This is a genomic window from Oceanobacillus halophilus, from assembly GCF_003628505.1.
GTDB lineage: Bacteria > Bacillota > Bacilli > Bacillales > Amphibacillaceae > Oceanobacillus > Oceanobacillus halophilus.
Genome location: NZ_RBZP01000002.1, coordinates 144,899 through 170,515 on the forward strand (window position 1 = coordinate 144,899; position 25,617 = coordinate 170,515).

At 36.1% G+C, this 25,617-nt stretch carries 24 protein-coding genes; 4 read left to right on the forward strand and 20 right to left on the reverse strand.

Annotated elements, in window-relative coordinates:
* Positions 1 to 98: 98 nt before the first annotated feature.
* Positions 99 to 281, reverse strand: a complete 183-nt coding sequence (locus tag D8M06_RS04805; protein WP_121203228.1) for a cold-shock protein — start codon at positions 279 to 281, stop codon at positions 99 to 101.
* Between the two features lie 81 nt (positions 282 to 362).
* The gene (locus tag D8M06_RS04810) at positions 363 to 1,238 is read right to left on the reverse strand and encodes a LysR family transcriptional regulator (protein ID WP_121203229.1); all 876 of its coding nucleotides are present in this window, start codon (positions 1,236 to 1,238) and stop codon (positions 363 to 365) included.
* 122 nt (positions 1,239 to 1,360) lie between these two features.
* On the opposite strand from D8M06_RS04810, the gene D8M06_RS04815 reads away from it, so the two are divergent.
* Positions 1,361 to 2,386, forward strand: a complete 1,026-nt coding sequence (locus D8M06_RS04815; RefSeq protein ID WP_241558825.1) for a YeiH family protein — start codon at positions 1,361 to 1,363, stop codon at positions 2,384 to 2,386.
* 513 nt (positions 2,387 to 2,899) lie between these two features.
* Here the strand turns inward: D8M06_RS04815 and D8M06_RS04820 are convergent.
* The 5 genes from D8M06_RS04820 to D8M06_RS04840 all read right to left on the reverse strand — a co-directional run bounded on the left by D8M06_RS04820 (position 2,900) and on the right by D8M06_RS04840 (position 9,990).
* Entirely contained in the window at positions 2,900 to 3,643 is a 744-nt protein-coding gene (locus D8M06_RS04820; RefSeq protein WP_194074614.1) for a Cof-type HAD-IIB family hydrolase, read from the reverse strand.
* Positions 3,644 to 3,645: 2 nt separating this feature from the next.
* A complete protein-coding gene (locus D8M06_RS04825; protein ID WP_338322959.1) occupies positions 3,646 to 4,881 on the reverse strand; it encodes an MDR family MFS transporter in 1,236 nt (411 codons plus the stop codon).
* Positions 4,882 to 5,629: 748 nt separating this feature from the next.
* Positions 5,630 to 6,841, reverse strand: coding sequence for an MFS transporter (locus D8M06_RS04830; RefSeq protein WP_121203231.1), 1,212 nt, complete (start codon positions 6,839 to 6,841; stop codon positions 5,630 to 5,632).
* A gap of 262 nt (positions 6,842 to 7,103) precedes the next feature.
* Complete coding sequence (locus tag D8M06_RS04835) at positions 7,104 to 7,565, reverse strand: chemotaxis protein CheW (RefSeq protein WP_121203232.1); 462 nt, start codon at positions 7,563 to 7,565, stop codon at positions 7,104 to 7,106.
* A gap of 385 nt (positions 7,566 to 7,950) precedes the next feature.
* Positions 7,951 to 9,990, reverse strand: coding sequence for a chemotaxis protein CheA (locus tag D8M06_RS04840; RefSeq protein WP_121203233.1), 2,040 nt, complete (start codon positions 9,988 to 9,990; stop codon positions 7,951 to 7,953).
* A 347-nt stretch (positions 9,991 to 10,337) separates the two neighbouring features.
* On the opposite strand from D8M06_RS04840, the gene D8M06_RS04845 reads away from it, so the two are divergent.
* Positions 10,338 to 11,660: a short-chain fatty acid transporter gene (locus D8M06_RS04845; protein WP_121203234.1), complete on the forward strand. Its 1,323-nt coding sequence runs from the start codon at positions 10,338 to 10,340 to the stop codon at positions 11,658 to 11,660.
* Positions 11,661 to 11,678: 18 nt separating this feature from the next.
* Here D8M06_RS04845 and D8M06_RS04850 read toward each other — a convergent pair whose 3' ends face one another.
* The 7 genes from D8M06_RS04850 to D8M06_RS04875 all read right to left on the reverse strand — a co-directional run bounded on the left by D8M06_RS04850 (position 11,679) and on the right by D8M06_RS04875 (position 18,407).
* Positions 11,679 to 12,602 (reverse strand): DMT family transporter, encoded by a 924-nt coding sequence (locus tag D8M06_RS04850; RefSeq protein ID WP_241558828.1) that lies wholly within the window; start codon positions 12,600 to 12,602, stop codon positions 11,679 to 11,681.
* Positions 12,603 to 13,198: 596 nt separating this feature from the next.
* Positions 13,199 to 13,450, reverse strand: a complete 252-nt coding sequence (locus D8M06_RS04855; RefSeq protein ID WP_121203235.1) for a hypothetical protein — start codon at positions 13,448 to 13,450, stop codon at positions 13,199 to 13,201.
* Positions 13,451 to 13,696: 246 nt separating this feature from the next.
* Positions 13,697 to 13,984 (reverse strand): hypothetical protein, encoded by a 288-nt coding sequence (locus tag D8M06_RS04860; RefSeq protein ID WP_121203236.1) that lies wholly within the window; start codon positions 13,982 to 13,984, stop codon positions 13,697 to 13,699.
* 243 nt (positions 13,985 to 14,227) lie between these two features.
* Positions 14,228 to 14,530 carry a hypothetical protein gene (locus D8M06_RS20100; RefSeq protein ID WP_241558830.1) on the reverse strand — a complete coding sequence of 101 codons (303 nt, stop codon included), beginning with the start codon at positions 14,528 to 14,530 and terminating at the stop codon, positions 14,228 to 14,230.
* Between the two features lie 19 nt (positions 14,531 to 14,549).
* Positions 14,550 to 15,086 carry an IS200/IS605 family accessory protein TnpB-related protein gene (locus D8M06_RS20105; RefSeq protein WP_241558831.1) on the reverse strand — a complete coding sequence of 179 codons (537 nt, stop codon included), beginning with the start codon at positions 15,084 to 15,086 and terminating at the stop codon, positions 14,550 to 14,552.
* Positions 15,087 to 15,217: 131 nt separating this feature from the next.
* Positions 15,218 to 15,781 (reverse strand): transposase, encoded by a 564-nt coding sequence (locus D8M06_RS04870; RefSeq protein WP_241558833.1) that lies wholly within the window; start codon positions 15,779 to 15,781, stop codon positions 15,218 to 15,220.
* A gap of 328 nt (positions 15,782 to 16,109) precedes the next feature.
* On the reverse strand, positions 16,110 to 18,407 hold the full coding sequence (locus tag D8M06_RS04875) for a TOTE conflict system archaeo-eukaryotic primase domain-containing protein (protein ID WP_121203237.1): 2,298 nt from the start codon (positions 18,405 to 18,407) through the stop codon (positions 16,110 to 16,112).
* Between the two features lie 121 nt (positions 18,408 to 18,528).
* Between D8M06_RS04875 and D8M06_RS04880 the strand changes: the two genes are divergently transcribed.
* The gene (locus tag D8M06_RS04880; RefSeq protein WP_121203238.1) at positions 18,529 to 18,981 is read left to right on the forward strand and encodes a hypothetical protein; all 453 of its coding nucleotides are present in this window, start codon (positions 18,529 to 18,531) and stop codon (positions 18,979 to 18,981) included.
* 73 nt (positions 18,982 to 19,054) lie between these two features.
* Here the strand turns inward: D8M06_RS04880 and D8M06_RS04885 are convergent, their stop codons facing one another.
* From D8M06_RS04885 to D8M06_RS04900, 4 genes are all read right to left on the reverse strand, one after another.
* The gene (locus D8M06_RS04885; RefSeq protein ID WP_121203239.1) at positions 19,055 to 19,528 is read right to left on the reverse strand and encodes a flavodoxin; all 474 of its coding nucleotides are present in this window, start codon (positions 19,526 to 19,528) and stop codon (positions 19,055 to 19,057) included.
* Positions 19,529 to 19,761: 233 nt separating this feature from the next.
* Positions 19,762 to 21,417 (reverse strand): glycoside hydrolase family 13 protein, encoded by a 1,656-nt coding sequence (locus D8M06_RS04890; RefSeq protein ID WP_121203240.1) that lies wholly within the window; start codon positions 21,415 to 21,417, stop codon positions 19,762 to 19,764.
* Positions 21,418 to 21,436: 19 nt separating this feature from the next.
* Positions 21,437 to 22,120 (reverse strand): YesL family protein, encoded by a 684-nt coding sequence (locus tag D8M06_RS04895; protein WP_241558834.1) that lies wholly within the window; start codon positions 22,118 to 22,120, stop codon positions 21,437 to 21,439.
* Positions 22,121 to 22,199: 79 nt separating this feature from the next.
* Positions 22,200 to 23,168 carry a sugar phosphate isomerase/epimerase family protein gene (locus D8M06_RS04900; RefSeq protein ID WP_121203241.1) on the reverse strand — a complete coding sequence of 323 codons (969 nt, stop codon included), beginning with the start codon at positions 23,166 to 23,168 and terminating at the stop codon, positions 22,200 to 22,202.
* Between the two features lie 71 nt (positions 23,169 to 23,239).
* On the opposite strand from D8M06_RS04900, the gene D8M06_RS19670 reads away from it, so the two are divergent.
* Positions 23,240 to 23,461 carry a hypothetical protein gene (locus tag D8M06_RS19670; RefSeq protein ID WP_147404946.1) on the forward strand — a complete coding sequence of 74 codons (222 nt, stop codon included), beginning with the start codon at positions 23,240 to 23,242 and terminating at the stop codon, positions 23,459 to 23,461.
* Between the two features lie 42 nt (positions 23,462 to 23,503).
* Here the strand turns inward: D8M06_RS19670 and D8M06_RS04905 are convergent, their stop codons facing one another.
* Together D8M06_RS04905 and D8M06_RS04910 are read right to left on the reverse strand one after the other, a co-directional pair.
* Positions 23,504 to 24,538 (reverse strand): Gfo/Idh/MocA family protein, encoded by a 1,035-nt coding sequence (locus tag D8M06_RS04905; protein WP_121203242.1) that lies wholly within the window; start codon positions 24,536 to 24,538, stop codon positions 23,504 to 23,506.
* A gap of 1 nt (position 24,539) precedes the next feature.
* Positions 24,540 to 25,574: a Gfo/Idh/MocA family protein gene (locus tag D8M06_RS04910; protein WP_121203243.1), complete on the reverse strand. Its 1,035-nt coding sequence runs from the start codon at positions 25,572 to 25,574 to the stop codon at positions 24,540 to 24,542.
* Positions 25,575 to 25,617 lie beyond the last annotated feature (43 nt).

Genomic DNA, 25,617 nt, shown 5'->3' on the forward strand with positions numbered 1-25,617 from the left:
AACTCTGATTCAACTATGAAATCAGAGTTTTTTTAGTAGGAACTAAAAAGATAAACCATCAAACAGCTACTTTTTCATTCGATAGAGATACTTTTTTTTCACTTGACCTCGGGCAGTACGCGTACTTCACGTTCCATCGTGGATTCACATAGAGGGCATGATGGTTCTTCATTAAAACTGAATGATTCCCTCATCCAACCTTGACAATCATCACTAGTACATGACCACACATTCGTTTCTACCTCTGGAACCGGTTCTTTCGGTCCGCGAGAAAATGCCATAAAAGCATCCCCTTTCCATTTCTACATTCTATTATACACCTTATAAATAAACAAAGAAAGCCCACTATGATTCTCCAGGCTTTAACCTATGTTTTGAACTAGGGATTCAAATACTTGTAATGCTTTCGAATAAAACTCTTGTTGATTTTTTATGATAGAAAAATGTCTTCGGATAGGGGTACCATCAACAGGTAGCTTTTTGATTCGATTTAGCTCTAATTCCTTTTTAAAGGTTAAATCCGAGAGTAAGCTAATACCTAGTCCTGATTCCACTCCTTCTTTAATTGTTTGCGTACTTCCTAAGGATATGAGACGTGCTGGTGTGATATGATTCTTTTTAAAAAATTCTTCCAGCATCTCACGGGTACCAGATCCTTCTTCTCGTATAATCCATGTATGACCTGCCAAATAATCACTGGAAATTGTTTCTATTAATAATGGTTCCCTAGCACTAGCGATGATATACATATCATCAGTTGCGAACTGCTCCGTTACTATTTGAGGGTGCGAGTAGTTTCCTTCTATTAAGGCAATATCAATATCGCGATAAATAAGCTTTGTCCCGATATCCTCCGTGTTGCCTATCGATACAGTTGGATTAATACGTGGGTACTCCTGTTGTAATCTTGCTAGTATTTTGGGAAGTAAGTATTCACCAATTGTATAACTAGCACCTATTTTTAATTCACCACTTGGATCATTTTTTATATCGGAAACAAGGATCTTCATATGTTCATAATCTTTTACAATCGACTTGGCATATTGGTAAACAATCTTTCCCGCTTTATTTACTTGAACATATTTATTTGTCCGTTCTAACAATTTTACTTCCAATTCCTTTTCCAGATTTGAAATATACTGACTTACTGCAGGCTGAGACATATGCAATGCTTCTGCAGCTCGTGAAAAGTTCTTACGTTCCACAACCTCTATAAAGACAATCAGTTGTTGATCCATTCATCTCCACCTCATAAGTTATAATAAGTATAACTTATGATAACAATAATTATTATTTATTTCACTTATTATAATACAAAAACTATAATAAACATTAGGTAATTATAGAGAGGAATGTTGATATGTCAGGACAAACAAAATCAAAAGAAAAAAGCTATTGGAAAAGCATGTCACTCGGTATAGGGTTTACTTTCGTATTTGCACTGATCGGATTTTTGTTATCCCTTGTTCCGGGTTTTGACCGTATTGGTCCATTAGCATCAGCAATTATTCTTGCCATTATCTATCGTCAATTATTTGGATATCCAGAAAAGTTTCGTATCGGTATTCAATTTTCATCAAAGTATTTATTGCGATTTGCGATTATTTTGTATGGTTTAAAATTAAACATTGATGTTATTTTTAATGATGGTCTTGGATTGCTTGTGAAAGGAGCGGTAACGATTATCTTTGCCATCCTTGTGACGATGTTTTTGGCGAAGGTACTCAAAGCAAATATGCAAATGGCACTTTTGCTAGGTGTTGGCACGGGTGTCTGTGGGGCAGCAGCGATAGCAGCTGTGGCACCAATCATTAAATCTAAGGACGAAGATACTGCTATTAGTGTTGGGATTATTGCACTAGTCGGCACGGTGTTTTCTATTATATATGCACTATTACTACCACTATTACCTATCTCCGATATACAATATGGTATCTGGTCTGGACTAAGCTTACACGAACTTGCACATGTTGCTTTGGCTGCAGAACCTGCTGGAGAAGAAGCACTAGCGATGGCTCTTTTGGCTAAACTAGGTCGTGTATTTTTATTAGTTCCACTATGTTTTGTATTAATTATCTGGATGAAAAATCGTAAAAAACATGAGGAAGACAATACTGCCAAAATCACTTTCCCATGGTTTTTAGTAGGTTTTGTTGCTATGAGTTTATTTGGCAGCTATGTACTAGGGACCTACATACCAGTGACGGATAAGGTTATGGATAGCGTAAGTTTGATTACCACCTTCATTCTGACTTCAGCTATGGTTGGGCTTGGTCTGAATGTTAGTCTAAAAGATGTGCGTACAAGAGCATTACGTCCATTTATTGCGATGATTATTGCTTCAGTACTGGTATCTCTAATAATGTATTGGATTGCTGGAATTTAATATTCCTTTGTCCTAATGGAGTAGCACGTGTCCAGACCTGGGCAGCGAGGGTACTACTTGATTAATCTTCTTTACGCCTTTAAGTACTCTACTGGAGCGAATGGCAACACAAAACTTTCATAAGTGTGAAAGATTGCTACATTATTCTTAATTAGATAATTCAAGGATTTGTATCAACTCCGTAATAGCTAAAAAAAGAGGTTGAGACATAACTAAAGTGTTTAACTCAGAAAACGAACAATGTGCTACATAGCGGAGGAAATATACGTAGACTCCTTGAAAAAAGAAGACCACTTTTTTCTGCGTGCGATGTTTCGCTGCCGAAGCGTTCCTTGTCCTGCGAGAAGAAGAGCATCGGTGAGACTACGTAGTGCGGAAGCACAAAGGAGGCTCACCAGCTCCCCTAAGGTGCGCGAAGTATATTTCCGGAGCGGTATTTATGCACCGATTCACCAATCATGTTCGGGTTTTCCTTTGAGAAAATAGTTTTGTCCCAGCCTCTTTTTTGTTCATTTATAGTACGAACTTTTCGATTGCTTTTGCTACACCATCATTATCATTCGTATCGGTCACATGATTGGAAACATTTTTAATTGCTTCTTGTGCATTGCCCATCGCTACACCAATCCCTGCTTCTTGAATCATTTTAATGTCATTTAGACTATCCCCACACGCCATTACCTCATCCATTGTGATACCTATCTTCTCACATAAAAAATGCAATGCTCTCGCTTTGCTAACTCCCTTTGGATTAGCTTCGACATTAATCGGTAATGAATTAGTCAGTTCTAGTTCTTTATAATAGGATAGTTCTTTCACCATTTGATCCAACTTATTCTTATCCCTCGACTCACAACCAAATTTCAGCCACTTATATTCATAAAAATTCTCAGGGGCTTCATTGCGAAATGCGCCATCTGTGGATATCATCCACATATATACCCCAACTTCTTTTCCGATGCTCCATAGTTTTTCAATTAGTGCAGTATCTAGTAAATGCTGGTCAAGCAGATTTTTATCAACGGTCCAGACTTCTCCACCATTTGCCGTAATAAGATAAGATGTTAGTTTTAATTCTTCTGCATAGGGATAGCAAGTCCGAAATCCGCGACCAGTACTTAACACCACATGAATATCTTTATCCAATGCCCTAGAAATTGCTTCTTTAGTTCTCGAAGAAACCTCATGTTTAGTTGTTAATAATGTACCATCCATATCTAAAGCGATTAATTTGACCTTTTTGTTCTTTTCTATCATGATTACACTCCTTCATTTATCTTTTCAGACGAAACCTTTAGATTCCGATCAAAAAATTTAGTTGTTATAAATGGGATTAATAGTATCGCAATTATAACAAAGAATAAAACTTCCATATCATAAACATCTACTATTATACCGCCAATCACTGGACCTAACATTCTCCCAACAGCTGCAATGCTATTTACCAAACCTTGATAAAAGCCTGAACGACCTTTAGGCGCTAATTCGTTAGCCAATGTTGGGAACGCCGGCCACATTATGACCTCTCCCATTGTTAAGATCATCATTGCTATAGCAAACATCGTAAATTCTCCAGCAAACATTGCAATGGTAAATGACAAAATCATAATCACTGTACCAATATATATTTGCATTTTGGTTGATGTAATACGGTCTGTAATCCATTTTACCAAAGGTTGGGACAAAACGATAAGAAAACCATTTATTGCCCATAAGGTACTATACTGTTCAAGTGGGATTCCAATTTCCTGTGTATAGGGTGCAATGGTTGCTTGCCATTGTGTGTATGCAATCCAGATTATCAAAAAACCACTACATAAAATAAGCAATGCAGTAAATGCTGATTTATCTTTTATTTCGGCGCTCTGCCCTATTACAGAAGTATGCATTTGTTTGTCACTAACATTATCAAACTTCTTAAACGAAGTTAAAACGATAAAGAAAAATACCGCAAATAGTGATGCATTTGCAATAAAGATATAATCAAAGGAAACACTTGCAACATAACCACCAATGGTTGCTCCTAAAGCCACCCCTAAATTTTGCGCTACGTAAATTGCATTAAATGTTCGTCTACCACCTTCAGGCCAGAGAGAGCCTGCCATTGCATACATCACTGGCCATGTTATTCCTGATCCAAGCCCCATTAACACCAAAAACACGGCATAAGCGGTAATTTCTCGATGGAAAAATGAAAGCATAATAGCAGAAAGCATCGACAATAATGTTCCGTAAAGCATCGTCTTATACGGACTATATCGATCAAAAAGAGTTCCACCAATCAAATTCCCTATTACGTTCGCTGCTTGATTAAACATTAAAATAAACCCAGCAAATGCTAAGGTTCTACCAAGTTCATTGTGTATATAAATCGAATTTAAAGGCCACAACAAAGATCCACCAGTAACATTAATGGTTGTAGCTGCAACTAAAAGCCAAATTTGCTTCGGCCTATCACTCTTCTCAAATGAATTAAAATCCTTTGATATTTTAATACATTATGAGTAGATAAGCAAAACAATTAACCAATACATACACCATCCCTTAATGTTTAAATATTGTTAATTATAGAATGGAGATATGCTTAATTAAGTAATACGAAATCTATGAATAAACAACTAACATGAAACGTCCTTTTCATAAGTTTTGTTCTTTTAAATGTCATAGTTGATAGAAACTCCTGATAATCTGAAATCAGTGTAATGTGCTTAACTCTCGCTGCGGAAATACACTACGCTTTCCGCGGGGAACTGGTGAGCCTACTTCGCGCTAACGCACTATGCAGTCTCACCGATGCTCTTCTTCCCGCAGGACAAGGAACGCTTTTGGCAGGGTTACATTGCACCCAGAAAAAAGTGGTTTTCTTTTTTCAAGGAATCTCCGTGTATTTCCGCTGTGTGTCTGCTCTACTTGTATAAACAAGAAATATGCGGTTTTTAAGAAAAATAATGGTTTTAAACGTGATATTATTAGCTATAATCTCAATAACATCTTGTGCATCTATCTTAGCGGAGGCTGAGGCCGTCCGCGGAAAGCAGCGAGGTATTCTGCCGGAGCGAATGACCCCACAAACTAATCATAAGTGTGAGCGAGAGCAATACCATTCTGATTTAAAGATATCCTGTCTATATAAAATATGGAATATGGAATGAAGTTATGTACATAAAACAATAGTCTTTTAGGTATAGATCAAGTATAAAAACAACTTTCTTATTAAACGGTCAAGATATAAGAAACATAAATTTATTTTCCATGTTCCACCTGACTCTTAACTCGCTTGGAAACAATAGTTACTACGGATAAGTAAAGAACAGGTAATAACCCTGAAGTCAGTACGATTCCGTTCCAACCGTAGTACTGCCATAGTGGACTTACCGCAGAACTACCAAGTGTTACTCCGATATAGTAAGCAACTAAATAAAGACTTGTGGCACTTCCTTTATGGTGTGTTGCTTTTTCACCAACGACCGTCGCCGTAAGAGAATGAGCAGTAAAAAAGCCAAAGCAAAGAATACATAAGCCGATGGTAATGATGACTAGAGACTGACTAATCGTTAATAATGCTCCTAATGCTAATACGACGATTCCTATTGTTCGAACCCTGTCTAAACCAAATTGCCCTGACAGCCACCCAGCAATAGGAGATCCAACAACCCCTAAAGAATAAGCGAAATAGGTATAGGATATAGATTCTAGTGATAGAGAAAATGGCTCATCACCTAAATGAAAGGGTAGGTACGTCCATATCCCTGTAAAAGACAGTTGCAGAACAATACCAATCCCAATTATTAAGATCATTCTCGGATTTTTTAAATGAAAGAAGAATCCTTCCATATCTTTTTTAAAAGTATCGTTACTTGGTTTAAAATTCCGGGATTTGGGAAGAAAAAAGAATACAATAATAACTATAATTCCCCCAATGGAGGCAAAAAGATAAAAAGCAGATTGCCATGAATAAAGATCAGTAATGTAGCCGGTCAGCACCCTACCAACCATTCCTCCTATAGCATTACTAGAAATATATAATGCTGTTGCAACCCCAACACTCCTTCTTTCCATCTCTTCACTTAGATAAGCAATCGATGCTGCTGGTAATCCAGCAAATGCAAATCCTTGAATAAAACGAAGAACCAAAATAATAGAAAAAGAATCGGCCAAAGGCATAAGAAGGAATGGAAAAACAGCCCCAATTACAGATAGCTTGATAAATACAGTTCGACCTATCCGATCAGATAAAAAACCTATTGTTATAAGTCCTATAATTAATCCAAAAATAGATAATGAAAGTGTATAACTGGATATATTAACAGATACGCCAAATTCATCAACAAAAACTGGAAGAAGCGGTTGTACTACATACAATGCAGCAAAAATAAAACATGAAGCAAAAGCTAAACTCAACGTTATCTTCCAAAAATGATAATCATGAATCTTGTACTTTCTATCATGCTGCATAATATTCACTTCCTATTAGGCTAATGGTAAAAAATCCCATAAACCGTTTGTTATAATTATTGTAGCATAGTTTCATAGGTTTTCCATGAATACCCTTGAGGCTCCATGTACCACAGATTTACCTAAATCCTATAAATCGACTTTTGCTTGTACGTATGTTACTAAATAGACATCATTTCCCAGGAAATATGACATATGATTACTAAAAAAATAAAAGTAAGAAGAGGAGCAGCAATTAAATTTTGCTACTCCCCTTTATTTACTACGCCTCTATCACTTCTTTTAATTCGTTTGTCTCATTTGGATCAATAATCATTTCTAAGTCCAGCAGAATTAAGAGTCCCTCTTCTAAATTTGCTACTCCTTTGACAAAAGTTTCCTTCACTCCACCTATAATTGGTGGTGCCGGCTTTATCATATCCTGATCAATATCCTTTACTTCTGTTGCAGCATCAACAATTAAGCCAATTTGCATGTTGTTGATATTCACGACTAATATTCTACTATTTTCTGTTGGGTCCGCTTGATCCAATAATAGCCTTTCTTTTAAATCGATGATTGGAGTCGTTTCTCCTCTAATATAAGTTATACCTTTAATAAAATCAGATGTTCGAGGCACTTCCGTTATATCCTGTAATCGTTCAATAGAAATAATTTGATTCACATCAACTCCATATGGTTGATCTATCAGTTTAAATATAATATGCTTCGTCAATTCAGCCAAGATAATAGCCTCCTTTGTTATTGGATCTTTTCTAAAAGATTGTTGCTTTTTACATGATTTTACCTTACATTTTATATAGACTGTTAACTTCTTTAATTCTGAATACTGCTATAGATCCGCTACGGAAATACACTACGCTTTCCGCGGAGAGGCTGAGGCCGTCCCCGAGGAAAGCGAAGTATTCTGCCGGAGCGAATGGTAGCACAAATCAATCATAAGTGTGAGCGAGAGCTACACTATTCTTAATTAAAGAAATTAGAGTTTCTATCAACTGTAATACTTCAAAAAGCAACAAACAACTATACGAAAAGAGCCTTGTTATTTAAGACTGTTCCTACTGTTTAAGAAAAAACCGCTGATCTGTATTAATAGAGAAGAATGAGCCTTATTTGATTAAAGCATTTGGGTCAATAATTAAGGCAACTTCTCCGTCACCTAGTATTGTTGCTCCTGAAATAGCAAACACATCGCGTAAGTACTTTCCTAATGATTTTAGAACGATTTCTTTCTGTCCAATAAAAGAATCTACCATTAAACCAGTCAGTTTTTCACCTTTTTTCACAACAACGATAGCTTGATACTTTTCATCCCCCTCTATATCTTCCCGAGGAACTTGGAACACATCTCTCAATGATACAAGTGGTATAACTTGTCCACGAAAATCCATCATTTTTCTTCCATGAGCATAGAAAATTTCCTTATGATCTAATAGAACTGTTTCGATGATTGAAGATAGTGGTATAGCATAAGTTTCTTGTTGCACTTTTACGAGTAAAGTTGCAATTATAGATAGTGTAAGTGGTAATTGAATTGAAAATGTACTTCCTATTCCTTTCTGTGTTTGAAGATTAATCTCTCCACCAAGCGATTCAATTTTACTCTTTACAACGTCTAACCCGACTCCACGTCCAGATATATCAGATACTTTTTCAGCTGTACTGAATCCTGATTCCAAAATAAAGCTTGCTATTTCATCATCTGATAGAACTTCTGCTTCCTCTTTTGTTAGTAATCCCTTTTCCATTGCTTTCGCTTCAACTTTTTCCCGATCTATTCCCGCGCCATCATCTTCAATTTCAATAAATACGTGATTTCCACTATGATACGCGCGTAATATGAGATTCCCCTCTTCTGGTTTACCTGATTGTATGCGTTCATATGGAGCTTCTATCCCATGATCAATAGAGTTTCGTATTAAATGAACGAGAGGATCTCCAATTTCATCGATGACTGTACGATCTAATTCAGTATCTGCACCAATAATTTCCAAATTGATTTTCTTATTTAAATCACGAGCAAGCCCTCGAATCATTCGTGGGAAACGGTTGAAAACTTGATCTATAGGAACCATGCGCATCGATAGAATTAGACTCTGCATTTCCGAAGTGACTCTTCCCAAATGCTCGACAGCTTCTTTTAATTCTTGATTTTCAGAGGTGTCCGATATCACTTCCAACCTTCCACGGTCAATTACCACTTCTTCAAATATATTTAATAAATCATCAATTCTCTCCAAATTCACACGAATGGTCTTTGAAGCATGGTGAGCTGTTTCCGATTTCTTCCGTTTTGTTACACTGCTCGTTTTTTCGTCTTTCGTTACTATATTCTGCGAAACAGTTTTTTCTTCTTTCTGTACGTTGCTTTCAGTATCCTTGATAGAAGGCGTATATTGGTGTAATTCTACTTCTTTAACTTCAGAAACCTTTAATAGTTGATCTTTCATCTTGTCAGTCTCTTCATTGGACAGAAAAACAAAAGAAAAACTCTGATCAAAATTACCCTCTTCAATGTCTTCAACAGCTGGCGTCGTTTGAATTATTTCCCCGAATTTTTGCAGGATTTCAAATACCATATACGCACGTGCACCTTTTAATATACAGTCCTCCGCTAACGTAACAGATGCAAGATAAGCTTGAAATCCTTGCTCTTCTGCTTGTTGTACTATTTCTAGCTGAAATTCATCCAATTCAATTAACGGTTTTACCACCTCTTCGGTCGCAGCAATTCTATTGCCTGACTGTGTTGGCTGCGTCAAGGTAGACTCACCTTTTTCTATAATTTCAAGACGTTGAATTAATTCTGTAACATCATTATTCCCATCTTCTCCTTCACTGATTGCCTGAACCATGTCTTCCAAAGCTTCAATCGCATTAAAAATGACATCGACAATATTGGGCGTTACAGATAAATTTTGGTTACGAATGAGATCAAGGACGTTTTCCATTTTATGTGTCAACGAAGCAATGTCCTCAAACCCCATCGTTGCTGCCATTCCCTTTAAGGTATGTGCCGAACGGAAAATTTCATTAACTAATTCAAGGTTCTCTGGTTGCTTTTCTAATAAGAGAATATTATCGTTTACTGCTTGTAAATGTTCCCTGCTTTCATCAAGGAACATATCCAGATATTGATCTGTTTCCATATACATTTCCTTTCTCTACTATGTATGTAAACACCGATTCTTTCATCTTCATTACTCTGTTTATCGTCTTTTATTCGCTAAAGTGAAGAGATGTTATTAATCACCAAATTTTCTTTTTTTATTTCTAACATTATTTGGCTTTTTACTGGTTAATCTTACCTATTTCATTATAACTAATATTACTAGTTTTGTAAGCTACCGAAAATCTATAAAGCATTTCTTACATATTATTACAAAGGTACAGTTTATTAGAATAGTCCATTTAACCCGATAAAGTACTTTTCTACATAGGACGAACATAAATATATAGCGAATACAACATTAATTTACAAAGGAGGAAACCACGTATGAAAGTTCTCACAAGATTTTTTGACAAAATTGTTCAGCGCTATTTGCCAGATGCATTCCTGTTTGCTATTATCTTAACTTTTGTTGTTTATCTTCTAGGATTCATCTTCACCGATAGTGGGCCGATTCAAATGGTGGAACATTGGGGAACAGGATTTTGGGATTTGTTAGCTTTTGCTATGCAAATGTCCTTAGTTGTTGTTACTGGGTACATCTTAGCAAGTGCACCGATTATTAAAAAGATATTAGCCAAATTAAGTACTCTAGCAAAAACCCCCGCACAGGCTGTGATGCTCGTTACCTTTGTAGCTATTTTGGCTTGCCTTATTAACTATGGGTTTGGTCTTGTAGTAGGAGCTTTGTTTGCAATTCATGTTTCAAGGCGAGTACCTGCTGTAGATTACCGAATATTAATAGCAAGCGCATACAGTGGGATGTTGGTATGGCATGGTGGTTTTTCAGGTTCTGTTCCACTTACTATTGCCACACCAGGTCACTTTTTAGAAGAGTCTATAAGTACCATTCCGGTGGTTGAAACGCTATTTAGTCCTTTTAATCTTTTTGTAGTTATTATATTAGTAATTACTTTACCGATATTTAATCGTTTTTTATTAAAAAGCTCAGAATCTCAAAATGTTACAAATTCATCTGCATTGAAGGCACCTGAAGAGGAAGATGATACTGTTCCAGTTAACCCAAAGACCCCAGCAGAAAAACTAGAAAACAGTCAAGTTGTATCTTTAATCATCGGAATCATGGGCTTAGTATTTATTGTCTTTCATTTTATTACAAATGGATTTGATCTAAATATAAATATTGTAAACTTTGTCTTTTTGTTTCTAGGTATTCTTCTCCATCAAACTCCGAGAAGGTTTCTTGATACTGTAACTCAAGGGGTCAAAAATGCTGGAGGAATTATTATTCAGTTTCCATTTTACGCTGGAATCATGGGGATGATGGTAGCCTCTGGTCTATCGGAGCAAATTTCTATGTGGTTTATTAGTTTTGCAACAGATTACACGCTGCCATTTTTCTCTTTTATCAGCGCAGGAATTGTCAACTTCTTCGTCCCATCTGGTGGCGGACAATGGGCGGTACAGGGGCCTATCATGATTCAAGCAGCACTAGAAATTGGAGCTGATACGGCTAAAACAGCGATGGCAGTTGCTTGGGGAGATGCTTGGACCAATATGATTCAACCTTTCTGGGCGTTGCCAGCACTAGCAATTGCTGGATTAAAAGTGCGTGATATTATGGGATTTTGTGTCATGATACTTCTGTTCAGTTTTGTTCCTATTACCCTTGGTTTGTTCTTATTTTAAATACAAAATCCTCGGGCATTATTGCTGCCGAGGATTTTTCTTTTGTACGATCACAATTCCAATAATAATAAAAGCTGATCCAATTAAAATCGTTGTTGTAAGTACCTCATCCAAAAGCCAAGTGCTAAACATCAATCCAAATATGGGAACAAGCAACGTAGATATCGTCGCGGTTACCATATCAACCACACTCATAATCATAAACCATACCGTGAAGCAAAGCGCTGATGCTAGTACACCAGTAAATAAAATGTAGTAAATACTATGTACATTGAACACAACTGGTTCTCCCCATTCCATTACTAGTGTAACGGCTACGATTCCAATTGCTCCAAATAACATTTGGAAAGCTGAAACTTGGATTTGAGGTAGATTTTGAACCTTTAATCGATAATATATGTTTGAGATAGCCCAGGAAATCGCAGCTAGAATAATAAGTATTTCACCAATTATCACCTCAGGACTTTGACCGATCCATATATCCCATCCTAGAATAGTTAACAGACCAATCATCCCAATAAGTAGGCCGATAATTTTCCTCCTTGTTAATTTCTCGCCTAAAAATCTCACTGCGAGTAAACTGCTCCACATGGGCATTGAATATAAAAGTACCGATGATTTTCCAGCTTCTACAAATCGTAATGCAAACATAACTAACAGAAAAACAATGGATGTTTGCAAAACACCTATAATCATCAAATGTCTCCAATAGGTCTTCGGTGGAAGTCCCACCTTCCATATCCAAACAATTAACATTAAGGTAACAGCACCTGCACCAAATCGAAAGGAAGAAAATGTAAATGGACCCATATAATCCAAGGATGCTTTCATTAAAACCCAAGCATAACCCCAAAGAATGGTAATAAGGAAAATTAAGAGCCAAACAAGCGACTTTCTTTTTTGTAACAATGACATAAATGAGTTCTTTTCATCATCAGGCAAATTCATTCCCCCTAGCTACTACCTCTTATCTTATCAGTTATTTATACATAATAAAAAGCATTTTTCTAAAAGATTGTTGCTATTTACCATGACTTTACTTTACATTTTGTATAGACTGTGGATCTCTTTGATTCAGAATAGTATTGCTCTCGCTTACACTTATGTTTGATATGTGCGATCATCCACTCCGGCAGAATAATTCGCTAAGATAGATGCTCAAGTTTTTTAATTTATAGCTTGTGAAATAACGTTTAAAAACAATATATTTTCTTGTTTATACAAGTAGAGCAGAGAACATAGCGGAGGAAATACACGGAGACTCCTTGAAAAACAAAACCACTTTTTCTGCGTGCGATGATTCGCTGCCGAAGCGTTCCTTGTCCTGCGGGAAGAAAAGCCTAGGTGAGACTACGGAGAGCGATAGCTCGGAGTAGGCTCAGCAGCGCCCGCGGAAAGCGGAGTGTATTTCCGTAGCGGTTGAGAAGCACTATTCTAAATTAAATAAATCAGGAGTTTCTATCAACTATAAAACTGTAAATGCAACTAAATATACAAAAAGAGTATAAAAAAATAAGCCTGCCTATTATGCACGCTTGTTAGTTCATTGCTCTTCGAATCATCGACTTTTGTTTACTGCTAACTACACAATTGGATATTTGAGCTAATTTTTCATCAATGTCCTGAGCATTCTCTTCAAGTCCAACTATATTGGGTCCTATATCGTTTGCTTTTTGTTCAAGTTGTCTTAGGAGTTCATCTATATGATAGCTATTTGCTTTAATATCTCTAATATCATCCAACCACAAGGTGATAAGTTCCAACAATTCTTCTATCATTTTTTGTGTCATCGACTCATATTCCTCCCATATCGTTATCATATAGTGATTGTATCGCTTCTTCAAGTGGCTTTTGAATGATTTTCCAACCTGTAATTAGGTCTAAATAACTGTATATTGAAAAATAATTAGGTTATAAAGTGTAAGTTTAAATAAGAAGTAATTCTAAAGCTGTTTTAATAAGGAAATTTCTATTACCCGATAATTTGTTAACTAGCTTTTGTATGGTCAAATAAATAAGCCTGCCTCTGCAAGCTCCTATCTTCTTCCTTCTTGAAGTAAAGATATATCTGCTTTTGCTTCTAATAGTTCATTGGAAAGAAGGGTTACTTTTTTATCCACTTTTCGTATATCTTGTTTAAGTTCTTCTCTCATCTCTTTTACTTCTGTCTCCAGATTGGTTACTCGCTCTTCTAAATTTATTAATCTGCCTTCAATATTACTTATTCTTTCTTCAATATTGCTTACTTTCACTTTGATTTCATTCACGTTATTAGCTAATTCCTTGATAGCTATAAATAAATCATTATTTGAAATCTCTTCCATCTTCGTCCCTGGTTACTAAAACCTATAAAAAAACTATCACAATAGTTCCCATAGTATCCTTTCGCCCCCGAACCAGGTAAGGGGACTTCTGCGACGATTTCCACGTCGTTCCATCAGGAGAGGGGTGACCCCTGTCATGTGCCTAATGCCCAAGACAACCCGCGGTGCTCTGTTAAAGCCAGCATTCTAGGCAGCAACCATTCCTTCTATTGGTCAGTTACTGCGAAGGTTTTAATACCAGGATTACACCTCCTTCAGTTGTAAATCCCAGTTCTTGTATTTCAATGTTTTATAAACCACATTCCACAGTTTCCAGTGGTGGTTCTCTTTAAATTTTTCTATACTTTTTAAATAGAAACCTAGCCGTTTTCTTCGCTGTTTACCATATTTAGATTTTTTCTCAGATTCTTCCATGGACCCAAGAATTTTAATCAAATGTGGTTTTACCAGCGTACGAATTTGTTGCAATAATTCTTTTGTGATTTTTTCGTCCAATCCTAAACCTTTTCGTGCGATAACTAACGAAGCAGCTTCATGTTCAGACATCCCATACCTTTCACTGTATTTAAACCTTCCAATAACCGGAAGTATACACTGGGGTCACTTCTTTGATTTGAAACCAATTTCTTAGGCCTCGTGACTTTATGGCCTTTTGAAGTTTATTCTTAGCAAAAGAATGTGTTAAACGGTTGAACTTTTTATTAGTATCATGATCTTGTCTTAGGGTAATATCTTCTAAAACGATGGCTCCAGCATTCCAAGATAGAATATAATCGATGATTTCTTTAGCTAATTCTCCGGAAACATTGCTTCTCTTTTTGGATGAAACATATTCCATTTCATGGCAATAGAATGTTTGGTGAGCCAGAAGATTTCCTTGTTTGCTAACAATGGAAACAGCTACTTTATCAATGTTTACATCTATTCCAGCAAGAGTATCAGAGGTGATTTTTCCTCCAAATTTTAACTCCCTACCAAATGTTTCCATGTCATACGTTAGGTGAACACGATATTGCCCATTCTTTCTTTTCAGTTCTATAGAGTAAGCATGATATTCTTCCATATCCTTTCCTTTTGATGTTTCACCTATAATGTTAGGCATCACAACATCTATAATTTTATGAAAGTATTTGTCAGGTATACTTAATTTGAAACGCATTCTCGGACTATGTGTTTTGTCAGGTTTTTCAATAATGGATTCGCTACTTCCAAATAGAATTCATTTTCTTTTCGTCATATACGATCCTCATGTTTAAATTCCCTTTTTTCGATTGATACCCACGAGAATAGAGCGTATTGGTACGAAATCTTATTCTTCATTCGGTTATAAAAGTTCTTTTTCCCTCCGAAAATCACCGTTGAAATGCTACCTTCTTCTTGAATAGTTACTAATTCAGATTTCTTCTTTTGTAACTTTACCAAACGAGCGTTTAAACCTTTCAGACAAATTTCTAGAGAGACATTTTTGGGAGTTTTCTTTCCTGTTTGATAAGCTTCTATTTTCTGTTCCGTTTTTTCTATTTTTCTTTGAACGTTTTCTATTCGTGAAGGCAATAATACTTTTTGACTAGAAATGGTACCTTCCGCCAACATGACGGCATCTTCAGCATAGCGTTTATTTAAATGGAATTGAACATTTACCTTTTTAACTAAATCTCCCTTGTTTTCCCCCCCTAATAAACGATTAAAGGAGTATCTTATCGTTGAACAAAACACAGCCATAAGTCTATCCAAATCTTCCAATGGATATTGGTTATCCTTTTCTATTAAAATTGGTATTTGTTTGGTTGTTTTCATTGTTTCTCACCCATCCCGAACATTTGTACTAATTATAGTTTATAGGATTTTAGTACCAATTTCAACAGAAAACAAAATTTTTAAAATATTATTTATTTAGTAGATACCTATATATTTTTATAGTTTTTTTATAGTAAAAGGTAACTGCTTATAACCTCCTTCCTACATTATGCACTAATATTAGCATGGGATTCCTATTCAAACAACACAGCAAAATCTCAATTCTGACTCTTTACCAATGTACAAAATATAATTTTGCTTAAACGAAAATTGAAATTTCTAGTAGGTTTTTTCGCTCATATCTTAAAAATAGACTTTTTTTACTAAATTAAAATAGCCTCATTTGTTCAGTCAAAGCCTTTGATCCCGCTTCTTCCACTATATAACCCAATGCTTTATAGCCAGACTTCCTCTTTTCAAACATATTTTTAAATATGTCTTCCCGATAATCAACATAATCATAGACTTTAACCATTTCTTTATTTTCATGAACCCGATGAAGCCTGCCAACATATTGCTGTAATGTCCCTTTCCAGGCAATAGGCATAACTAAAAATAATGTATCCAGCACTGCATTGTCAAAACCTTCTCCAATATATTTACCTGTAGCAATTATCAGTCTTTCCTTTTCATCTGGTATATTTTTTAATTGCTGTAATCTGGTTTCTCTTTCTTTTTTCTTCAATTCACCTGTAAGTACAATAATATTCTTAGCAAAAGCCCTAAACATTTTTTCAAGCTCATACACATGCTCAATTCGCTCTGTTAATATAATTGGCTTAGATCCCCGTTCCAATTCGAGTAAAACATCATTAAAAATCTTTTCATTTCGTTTCGTATCTTGACTTATTTCAGAATATAACCTTTGTATATTTACATCATTATCCTCTAACTTACTCTTAAAGAACGTTTTTCTTGGTAGTAACACATGTTTAAAAGGACGAACTTTCGCTTGATCTTTCGCACTTACTTTATACCGCGTTGGCCCACATTGCATGGTCATAATGGGATGCAAGCCATCTTTTCTTGTTGGAGTTGCTGTTAAGCCATGAACATAAGTGGCCTCTGCATGTTTCAATACTCTTTCAAAACTAAATGCTGAGATATGGTGACACTCGTCTACAATAATTTGACCATAATTTTTGATAATATCTTTTACTTTTCCTTGATAACCCAGACTTTGAATTGTAGCAATGTCAATAGAGCCTTTAGCAGATCTTTTTCCACCGCCAATTTGACCAATATCTGCATGATCTAATTGTAAAAAAGAAGATAAACGCTCTTTCCACTGGTCTAGTAATTGTTTTGTATGAACAATTACTAAAGTATTTACGTTCCTGCGAGCTATAAGTGCTGCTGCAACAACTGTTTTACCGAAACCAGTTGCAGCAGATAGAATCCCAGTTTTATAATGAAGAAGCGTTTGTACAGCCTCCTCTTGTTGAGCAGTTAATTTACCAAGAAAATCACTGTTAACTGGCCTTCCCAAATTAGTGTTATTTTTTACGATTAATTGTATCTGATTTTCTTGCAGAAGCTTTTTAACAGCGCCAAAACATCCTCTTGGCAAGAATAGTTCATCTTCCAGGTTATCTGTACAATCAATGATTTTTGGAATATTGTATGTTGACAATCTTTTAGCTTGAGCTTGGTAATACTTTGGATTATTAAATCTACCTAGTTTTGTTATTTGCTCTAACAGATATTCCGGTAGTACATCTTTCGGAATGTATAACCCATTTTTATAAATAATCTCTATCTTAGCTGGCAGTATGACTTGTTGTATTTTCTCAGCAATTATAGAACCCTTGTTAGTATTATATCCGTATTTATTGATTATTCCTTCAACTGCTTCCCTTGTTATTTTGCTAATTTGAGATAAATATTTCCATTGATTCGAATATGGGTTGAAACTTTCATCTAGAAATACACTATTATTCTGTTTACGAGTTTTTTTTTGTAATGGCAAAGCAATTAAATTTCCAAATCCACCTTTTGGCAAGGAATCCTGATTAGGAAATAAACGGTCAAATGATTCCAAATTCCCCTGTTTTTCACGCGTCCTTGATAACAAAGCATGTCCGAGCTTACGCGCTAATTTTGCTGGAATGGCATCATTAAAGAAAATCCAAATATGGCACCCATTACCGGAACGTGATCTTTCCATATTAGCCGGAACCTCATATTCTTTACAGACACTCATAAAAGCACGAGCATCTTTTTTCCAATTTTTCTTGTCAAAGTCAATCGCAACAAACCAGCAAGTATCATCATTTTGAACAGGATAAATACCAATTACTTTCTTGCCAGCTAAGTGGTTATAAATAACTTGGTCAGTTAAAGGAATGTATTCTTGGCTCTTCCTATTGTAAGCAGGTGAATACTGGATCTTCCCGTTATCTTTTCGCCATTGTTGCGCAAATACATCATCTCTACCTTTAAAAAGACTTCGAAATAGCTGAATTCTTGCTTTTATTTTCTCATTTTTTGCTTCATTTAAGGATTTCTCCTCTAATTGAATTGGTATATGGTGAGAAGTTAGTAAATCTTTTAACTGCTTGTTTTCACCTTTTAGTCTCTCAATTTCTTTCAGTGCCTTTTGAAGTCTGATTTTCAAGTCAGCCATTGTAATTCCCCTTAATATCTATTAGTTTTCTATATACTAGTTTAACTTAATCTAGGATATTTCAAACAGATTGAATTTTAGTGGAAAAGTAGATAGGATTTGTGTACGGGGAGGAACTTATATGAAAAAAAAGAAACGAAAAGCGAATACTCCAAAACATAAGCGACTTAAGAGAAATGGGAGACTCCAGGCAGCAGTACATTGGATTCCTAAGTATGAAGGAAAAAATCTTGTAAAAGGGTATAGTAAACACTTTGGCGTTAACAAACTGTGTGCCGTAAAAGAATTGGAAATGTTAGGCTATTCAATTAAAGAGTCATACAAAAAAGAACTGCGAGATGCCGAGCAACAAAAGCAAATACAAGCTGAAAAGCGTAAGAAGTCGAAACAACAGAATACAGAATGGGATTTGGATAGTGATGAGACTTTCGCGTTTATAGCAGGATATACATCAGGTGGAGCTCCTTATGGAATTACCTGGGAAGAACTAGAAAAAGATTTAAATAGAGAGTCAAACACTAAAGATAAAGATAAAGTTCCATCTGATATAGAACATGAAGATTTACCGTCTTAAAGTAACATACGAGATTGGAGGAATCCATCATCAGAGAAGAGAGTGGAAGGAAGCCTTCACTCTCGACCTTTCATTATAGTACTACATTCATTTGACTAACCGTTCGAATAACTGATTCAGCAAGTTCCTTACATTGTTTAGCTTCCTCTTCATTCGGATCTAAATCTGCTTTTACTTTAATAGGAATCATGGCTGCTCCAATCTCCTCCATACGTTCATACATGATATCAACTGCACCACAAAAGACATCATAGAATTGATCTCCTGACCCAAAAACACCACATGCCACGCCAGTCATATCTATATCATCTAGTTCATCGTAAAAATCCTCAACTTCAAATGGCAGTTCACCATCAGTCCACGTATACACCCCTAATAATACCGCATCATAATTAGGTAAATCCCTCACATTTATCTTATCTACATCAAATTCTTTTATATCTACATTATGATTATGGTCATATTGCTTTAGATAATTAACTACAGCATTTGCCATTAACTCGGTATTTCCAGTCACACTTGCATACAATACTAAAAAGTTGCTCATTTTATCGCCTCCATAAAGGTCATACTTTCATTCTAAGCGATAATGAGAATCATTTTCAATATGGTGAGGCACAATGTTTTGACAATACCGTGACGTCATGTAGTGTGGAAAATGGGAACATCAGCATTTCTGTTGTGAACTTTAGCATCTCTCTAATCACGGCCGATATTTTCCTTGCCAGACCACACGAAAAAGAGGAAACCTCCATAACAAGGCTCCCCCTCCATCAAAAACTATTTAATCAAATAAACTCTTGCTTCATAAGGTCGCAAACTTAGTTCATCAAAATCATTATCATAATTACTTAATAGCAGTTCTTTTTCACTATCTTTTAATGATGCTGGCAAATTAAAGTCTGAATCCTCTTCAAATAGATTTGCCATGATTAACACCTGTTGATCATCTAATGTTCGTGTGTATGCATAAACCTGATTATGATTTTCTAAAATTAAATCATAGGTTCCATATACTAAAGCTGCATTTTCTTTTCTAATCTGAATGAGCTTTTTGTAATAGTGATAAATTGAATCTTCATCTTGTAATTCTTTTTCAACATTTATTTCTTTATAATTTGGATTTACCTTTAACCAGGGTCTACCAGTTGTAAATCCGGCATTCTCTTTATCATTCCATTGCATCGGCGTTCTAGAATTATCGCGTCCTGTATTCCAGATGATCTCCATAATTTCTTCAACAGGAACACCTTTTTCTCGTTTGTTCCGATACAGATTTTTAATTTCAACATCATTATAATCATCAATTGACTCAAATTGGACATTCGTCATTCCGATTTCCTGTCCTTGATAAATAAATGGCGTTCCTTGCATAAGAAAATACATCGTCGCTAAGCTCTTAGCTGATTCCACACGATATTTACCATCGTCTCCCCAGGTTGAAACTGAGCGTGGCTGGTCATGGTTTTCCAGGAATAGTGCATTCCATCCAGAACCATCAAGGGCTGTTTGCCATTTACTGAGTATTTCTTTTAATTTGTGAATATCGATACCAGTATCTGTATCCTTCCCCCACAAATTAAGATGCTCAAATTGGAAAATCATATTAAATTTTCCATTTTTTTCTCCAACCCAATTATCCGCTTGATTGGCTTGAACACCATTTGCTTCCCCAACGGTCATAATATCGTATTTGGAGAAAGTGTTCTCTTTCAATTCCTGTAAAAATTCTTGAATACCATCCCGATTCATATGTCCTTTAAAAGATGGGACATAGTCTAAGTTTTCTGGATTGGGTAAATCAGGTAATCCTGGTATTTTCTTAATGTGTGAAATGGCGTCTACTCGGAATCCATCAATTCCTTTATCTAACCACCAGTTAACCATGTTATATAGCTCTCTTCTTACATCCGGATTTTCCCAATTTAAATCAGGTTGTTTACTAGAGAATAAGTGCATAAAGTATTCGTCGGTTGTCTCATCATACTTCCATGCAGAACCTCCAAAAATAGACTCCCAATTATTCGGTTCCTTGCCATTTTTACTGGGACGCCAGATATAATAATCACGATAGGCATTGTCTTTAGACTTCCTCGATTCAATGAACCAAGGATGCTCATCAGATGTATGATTAATAACTAGATCCATAATTAATTTCATGTCTCGACGATGAACTTCTTTTAATAATTGATCAAAGTCATCCATTGTACCGAATTCTTCCATAATATCCTGATAATCACTGATGTCATAGCCATTATCATCATTTGGCGATTGATAGATAGGGCTAACCCAAATGACATCAATGCCAAGATTCTTTATGTAATCCAATTTAGAGATAATACCTTGGATATCACCGATACCATCACCATTAGAATCCATAAAGCTTCGTGGATAAATTTGATAGGCCACTGCCTCTTTCCACCATTTCTTTTGCATGCCAATCCCTCCTTTATTTTTAATGTGTACCAGCCAGTTTTAAGTACAAACGATAAAATGCAGAAAATGATATATACGCCATTAAAGAACCAGTAAAAAACAGAATTAAGAATTGCATTTTCGTAATACTAATCATCAGCAGAATGGCACTTGTAATAAGAACAGCGAAGAATAAAACTGGACTGCCAATGGTAATTAATAATGTATTTTTAAAGGTCTTTCCAAGCTTCATGTGATAGTGTGCATTAATAGAAAAAAAGTTAATCGTATAGATGAACAAAACGATGCCCAAGAAGCCAAATACAAACATAAGTAAAACATTTTCCTTGCTAAAATAATAAACATCTACATACCAAAATAACCAAATAAAGGTAAGAATAACTCCACTTATAACGCTTTTTTTGTAGTTATCTTTATAATACCTCCAATAGGATTTAATCAATCCCCCTTCATCCCTTTTTATCACCCAATCCCTAACAGAAGCAAACATCGCTTGTGTTGCTGGGAAGAATAAAATGGGCACTAGGACAACGAGAATTGGCACCAGGTAGTAAATATCAGTCAAGTGCTCTGCAAAGAGTATACTTATTAAAATAAATGCAATAGGCAGATTGAAGATAATCCACAAAATATTGATCACGGAGAACCGCATAATCCATTCACTAACAGCATATATTCCACTCATTAAACCTGAATTTCTCAAAATAATTTCCTCCAAACCTAATCCCCTATTATTCTACTGGTACACCTTTGCAAAGTCACGTTAGAAAGAAATGCTTTACTTAAGCCCACCACATATCTGCAGGAGCTTCTTCAATATTTACCGATTTTAGATTTTTCACCGCTTGTCTAAAACCTTCATCAATAGACATAATAGGATCTTCATGTTCAATACTGATGACATAATCATATCCATATGTTCTCAAAGCACTGACAATGTTAGACCATTCCTGAATCCCATGACCATAACCTACAGAACGGAATGTCCAAGCACGTGTTTGCACATTGGAGTATGGCTGCATATCAGTCAATCCATACATATTAACGTTATCCTGATCGATATACGTATCTTTTGCATGGAAATGATGAATGGCATTTCCTTTTCCTAAAATTTTTATAGCTGCAACTGGATCAATACCTTGCCACCATAAGTGACTTGGATCTAAGTTTGCTCCAATAGCATCATTGGTTGCATCACGAAGTTTTAGCATCGTGTAAGGAGTATGTACAAGAAATCCTGCATGAAGTTCCAAGCCAATTTTCACCCCATAATCCTTTGCAAATTGACCTTGTTCTTTCCAATAAGGAATTAATTTTTTCTCCCATTGCCAATTTAAAACGTCTGAGTATTCAGTAGGCCATGGTGTTACAGGCCAGTTTGGATAGCTAGATGATTCGCTTGACCCCGGAACACCTGAAAAGGTATTTACTACAGGTACATTCATCAGTTCTGCTAATTTAACCGTTTTAATAAATGTGTCATGAGAATCTTGTGCATGTGTTTTGTTCGGTGAAATTGGGTTATCGTGACAACTGAATGCACTAATACTTAACCCTCTCGATTCCAGTTTGTCCATATAGTCTTTTCGCTTATCTTCACTATTTAATAGTGCGTCCAAGTCACAGTGTGCAGTACCAGGATTCCCACCTGTCCCAATTTCAACCGCTTGTAACCCAGCATTTTTTACGTAATCAAGCATTTCTTCAAAAGTTTTTTCTGCAAATAATACGGTAAATACGCCTAATTTCAAAATGGTACCTCCTCTGAAAATTAAATCTTCTAATTGTTAATTTTATATTTTAATAGAAGTGTCACATTCGATTGATAGAACTCTTGGCGCGGTCGATTGAAATCCGCTCTCGATTGATAGAACATGTTGCGCGGTTGATTGAAGCCCGCTCTCGATTGATAGAGCACGTTACGCGGTCGATTGAAACCTGCTCTCGATCGATAGAACATGTTGCGCGGTTGATTAAAGCCCACTCTCGATTGATAGAACTCGTGGCGCGGTCGATTGAAACCCGCTCTCAATTGATAGAGTAAATTTCTTGGCTCTCTAAAAAGTGCCATTTTCAACAATCAACCTTATAATCTAACACTTTCACCCGTTTCACTACTTTTATAAATAGCATCAATTATTTTCGTTACTTTTAAAGCTTGTTCTGGTTTACTGATTAACTCGGCTTCTCCTAGACAGCTTTCTACAAAGTTCTTTGCTTGAAGGTATCCAGCATTTTCGTGGTTTTCATCTAAATCAGCAGCAGTGGTTGTCGTCATTTTTCCATTTTTGGGTTGGTAGGTTTCGTAAGGAAATACGTTCAAACCTCCATCAACCCCTGAGATACTTACATTGACATAGTCTTCTTTTATATTTGCGGCCCATGAGCATTCAAATAATAAAGAACTATAATCACTAAACTTAATGTACGCTGTTACATGGTCGTCCACTTCAAAAGTTTCAGAATCAAAGCTTCCCCAATCGTTTACTTGGTTTGGTAATTTACTTAAACGATTGTAGGAAGTACCTGTGACTTCCAAAGGCTCCGGCTCATCAAGCAACCACAGTGATAAGTCTAATAAGTGACATCCAAAATCGATTAAACTGCCTCCCCCTTGGAGCTCCTTATTAGTAAAAACACCCCAACCTGGAACTTTTCTTCTTCTTAATGCTTGTACCCTTGTCACTAGTGGATCACCAATCTCGAGGCTAGCTTGCTTAGCAACTGTTGTATTTTCAAGAAATCGATAATGATAGGCGATCGACAATAACTTATTAGCTTTTCTAGCAGCTTCAATCATTAACTTACCTTCTTCTGCATTCATCGCCATAGGCTTTTCACATAAAACATGAACTCCTGCTTCTAAAGCTGCTATAGAAATTTCTGCATGAAATTTATTTGGGGTACAAATAGTTACCGCATCAACTTTTACCAATAAATCATGATAGTTGTCAAAAACGTAAGGTATCTGAAATTTTTCTGCAACAGTCTCTGCTAATGGCTGATTGATATCATAAACTGCTACAATCTCCACTTTATCCTGTAACTTTAAATACGAAGGAATATGCCGTGCCTGGGCAATTCCTCCGGTACCAATTATTCCCATTTTGAGTTTGTTCATCTTACCTTCGCTCCAATTGATAAATCCGCTTCTCTTTGACTGATTTTAAAGCTCCCAACACTACTTCTAAGGACTTTTTGCCTTCTTCTCCATCAATGAGCGGCTTCTCGTCATTCTCGATAGCTTCGACAAAGTGATCAATAACATGTGTATTTGTCTGTCCGTCTTCATCGTTAGATTGAATGCCAGCTAACTCATATCTAACAACTTCTCCATTTTTATATTGGACAATTAAGTTATTAACTGGGTCCTCTTCCAATCGTAGTGTGGCATTCTCACCATAGATAACCGTTGAATTATCTTCTTTTGCTGTGTACGCCCAACTTGCAGCGAGGGTTCCAGTAATCCCTCTTTCTGTTTTTAAAATACAAACGGCATTATCATCGACATCTGCATTTTCTTTCGCGTTTGTCTCTACAAAAGCAGCAACTTCTGTAAATTCATCATTTAAAATATAGCGAAGCAAATCTGCTTTATGTACACCTAAATCTCCCATGGCACCGATAAATGCTTTCTCTTTTTGGAAAAACCAGCTATTTTCTCCATCGGCACTCCAGCCTTCAGGTCCACCATGGCCAAAAGTCGTTCGGAAACTATAAATCTTTCCAACTTCACCAGTGGCAATTAATTCACGCGCTTTTTGATGAGAAGAAACAAACCGCTGATTATGACCAATCATCAATTTCTTTTCATTTCGTTTGGCTGCTTCTATCATTTCTTCCGCTTCTTTGCTAGAAGTGGCCATAGGCTTTTCACATAGGACATGACTTCCAGCATTTAGTGCAGCAATAGAAACCGGAGCATGCAAGTAATTAGGTAAACAAATACTAACAGCATCGACTGATTCCTTCTCGAGTAACTCCTCAAAGTCTGTATATGCTTTTGCATTATATAGTTCTGCCATCTCCGTCACGCGATCCGAAACAATATCACAGACTGCTACGATTTCCACTGCCTTATTATTTGCATATTCAGGCAAGTGGCGATGTTTTGCGATACTGCCACAGCCAATAACTGCCACTTTTATTTTTTTCATCTATTCCACTCCTAACTAAAAATGTTTCCATTGTTTCCCTCCA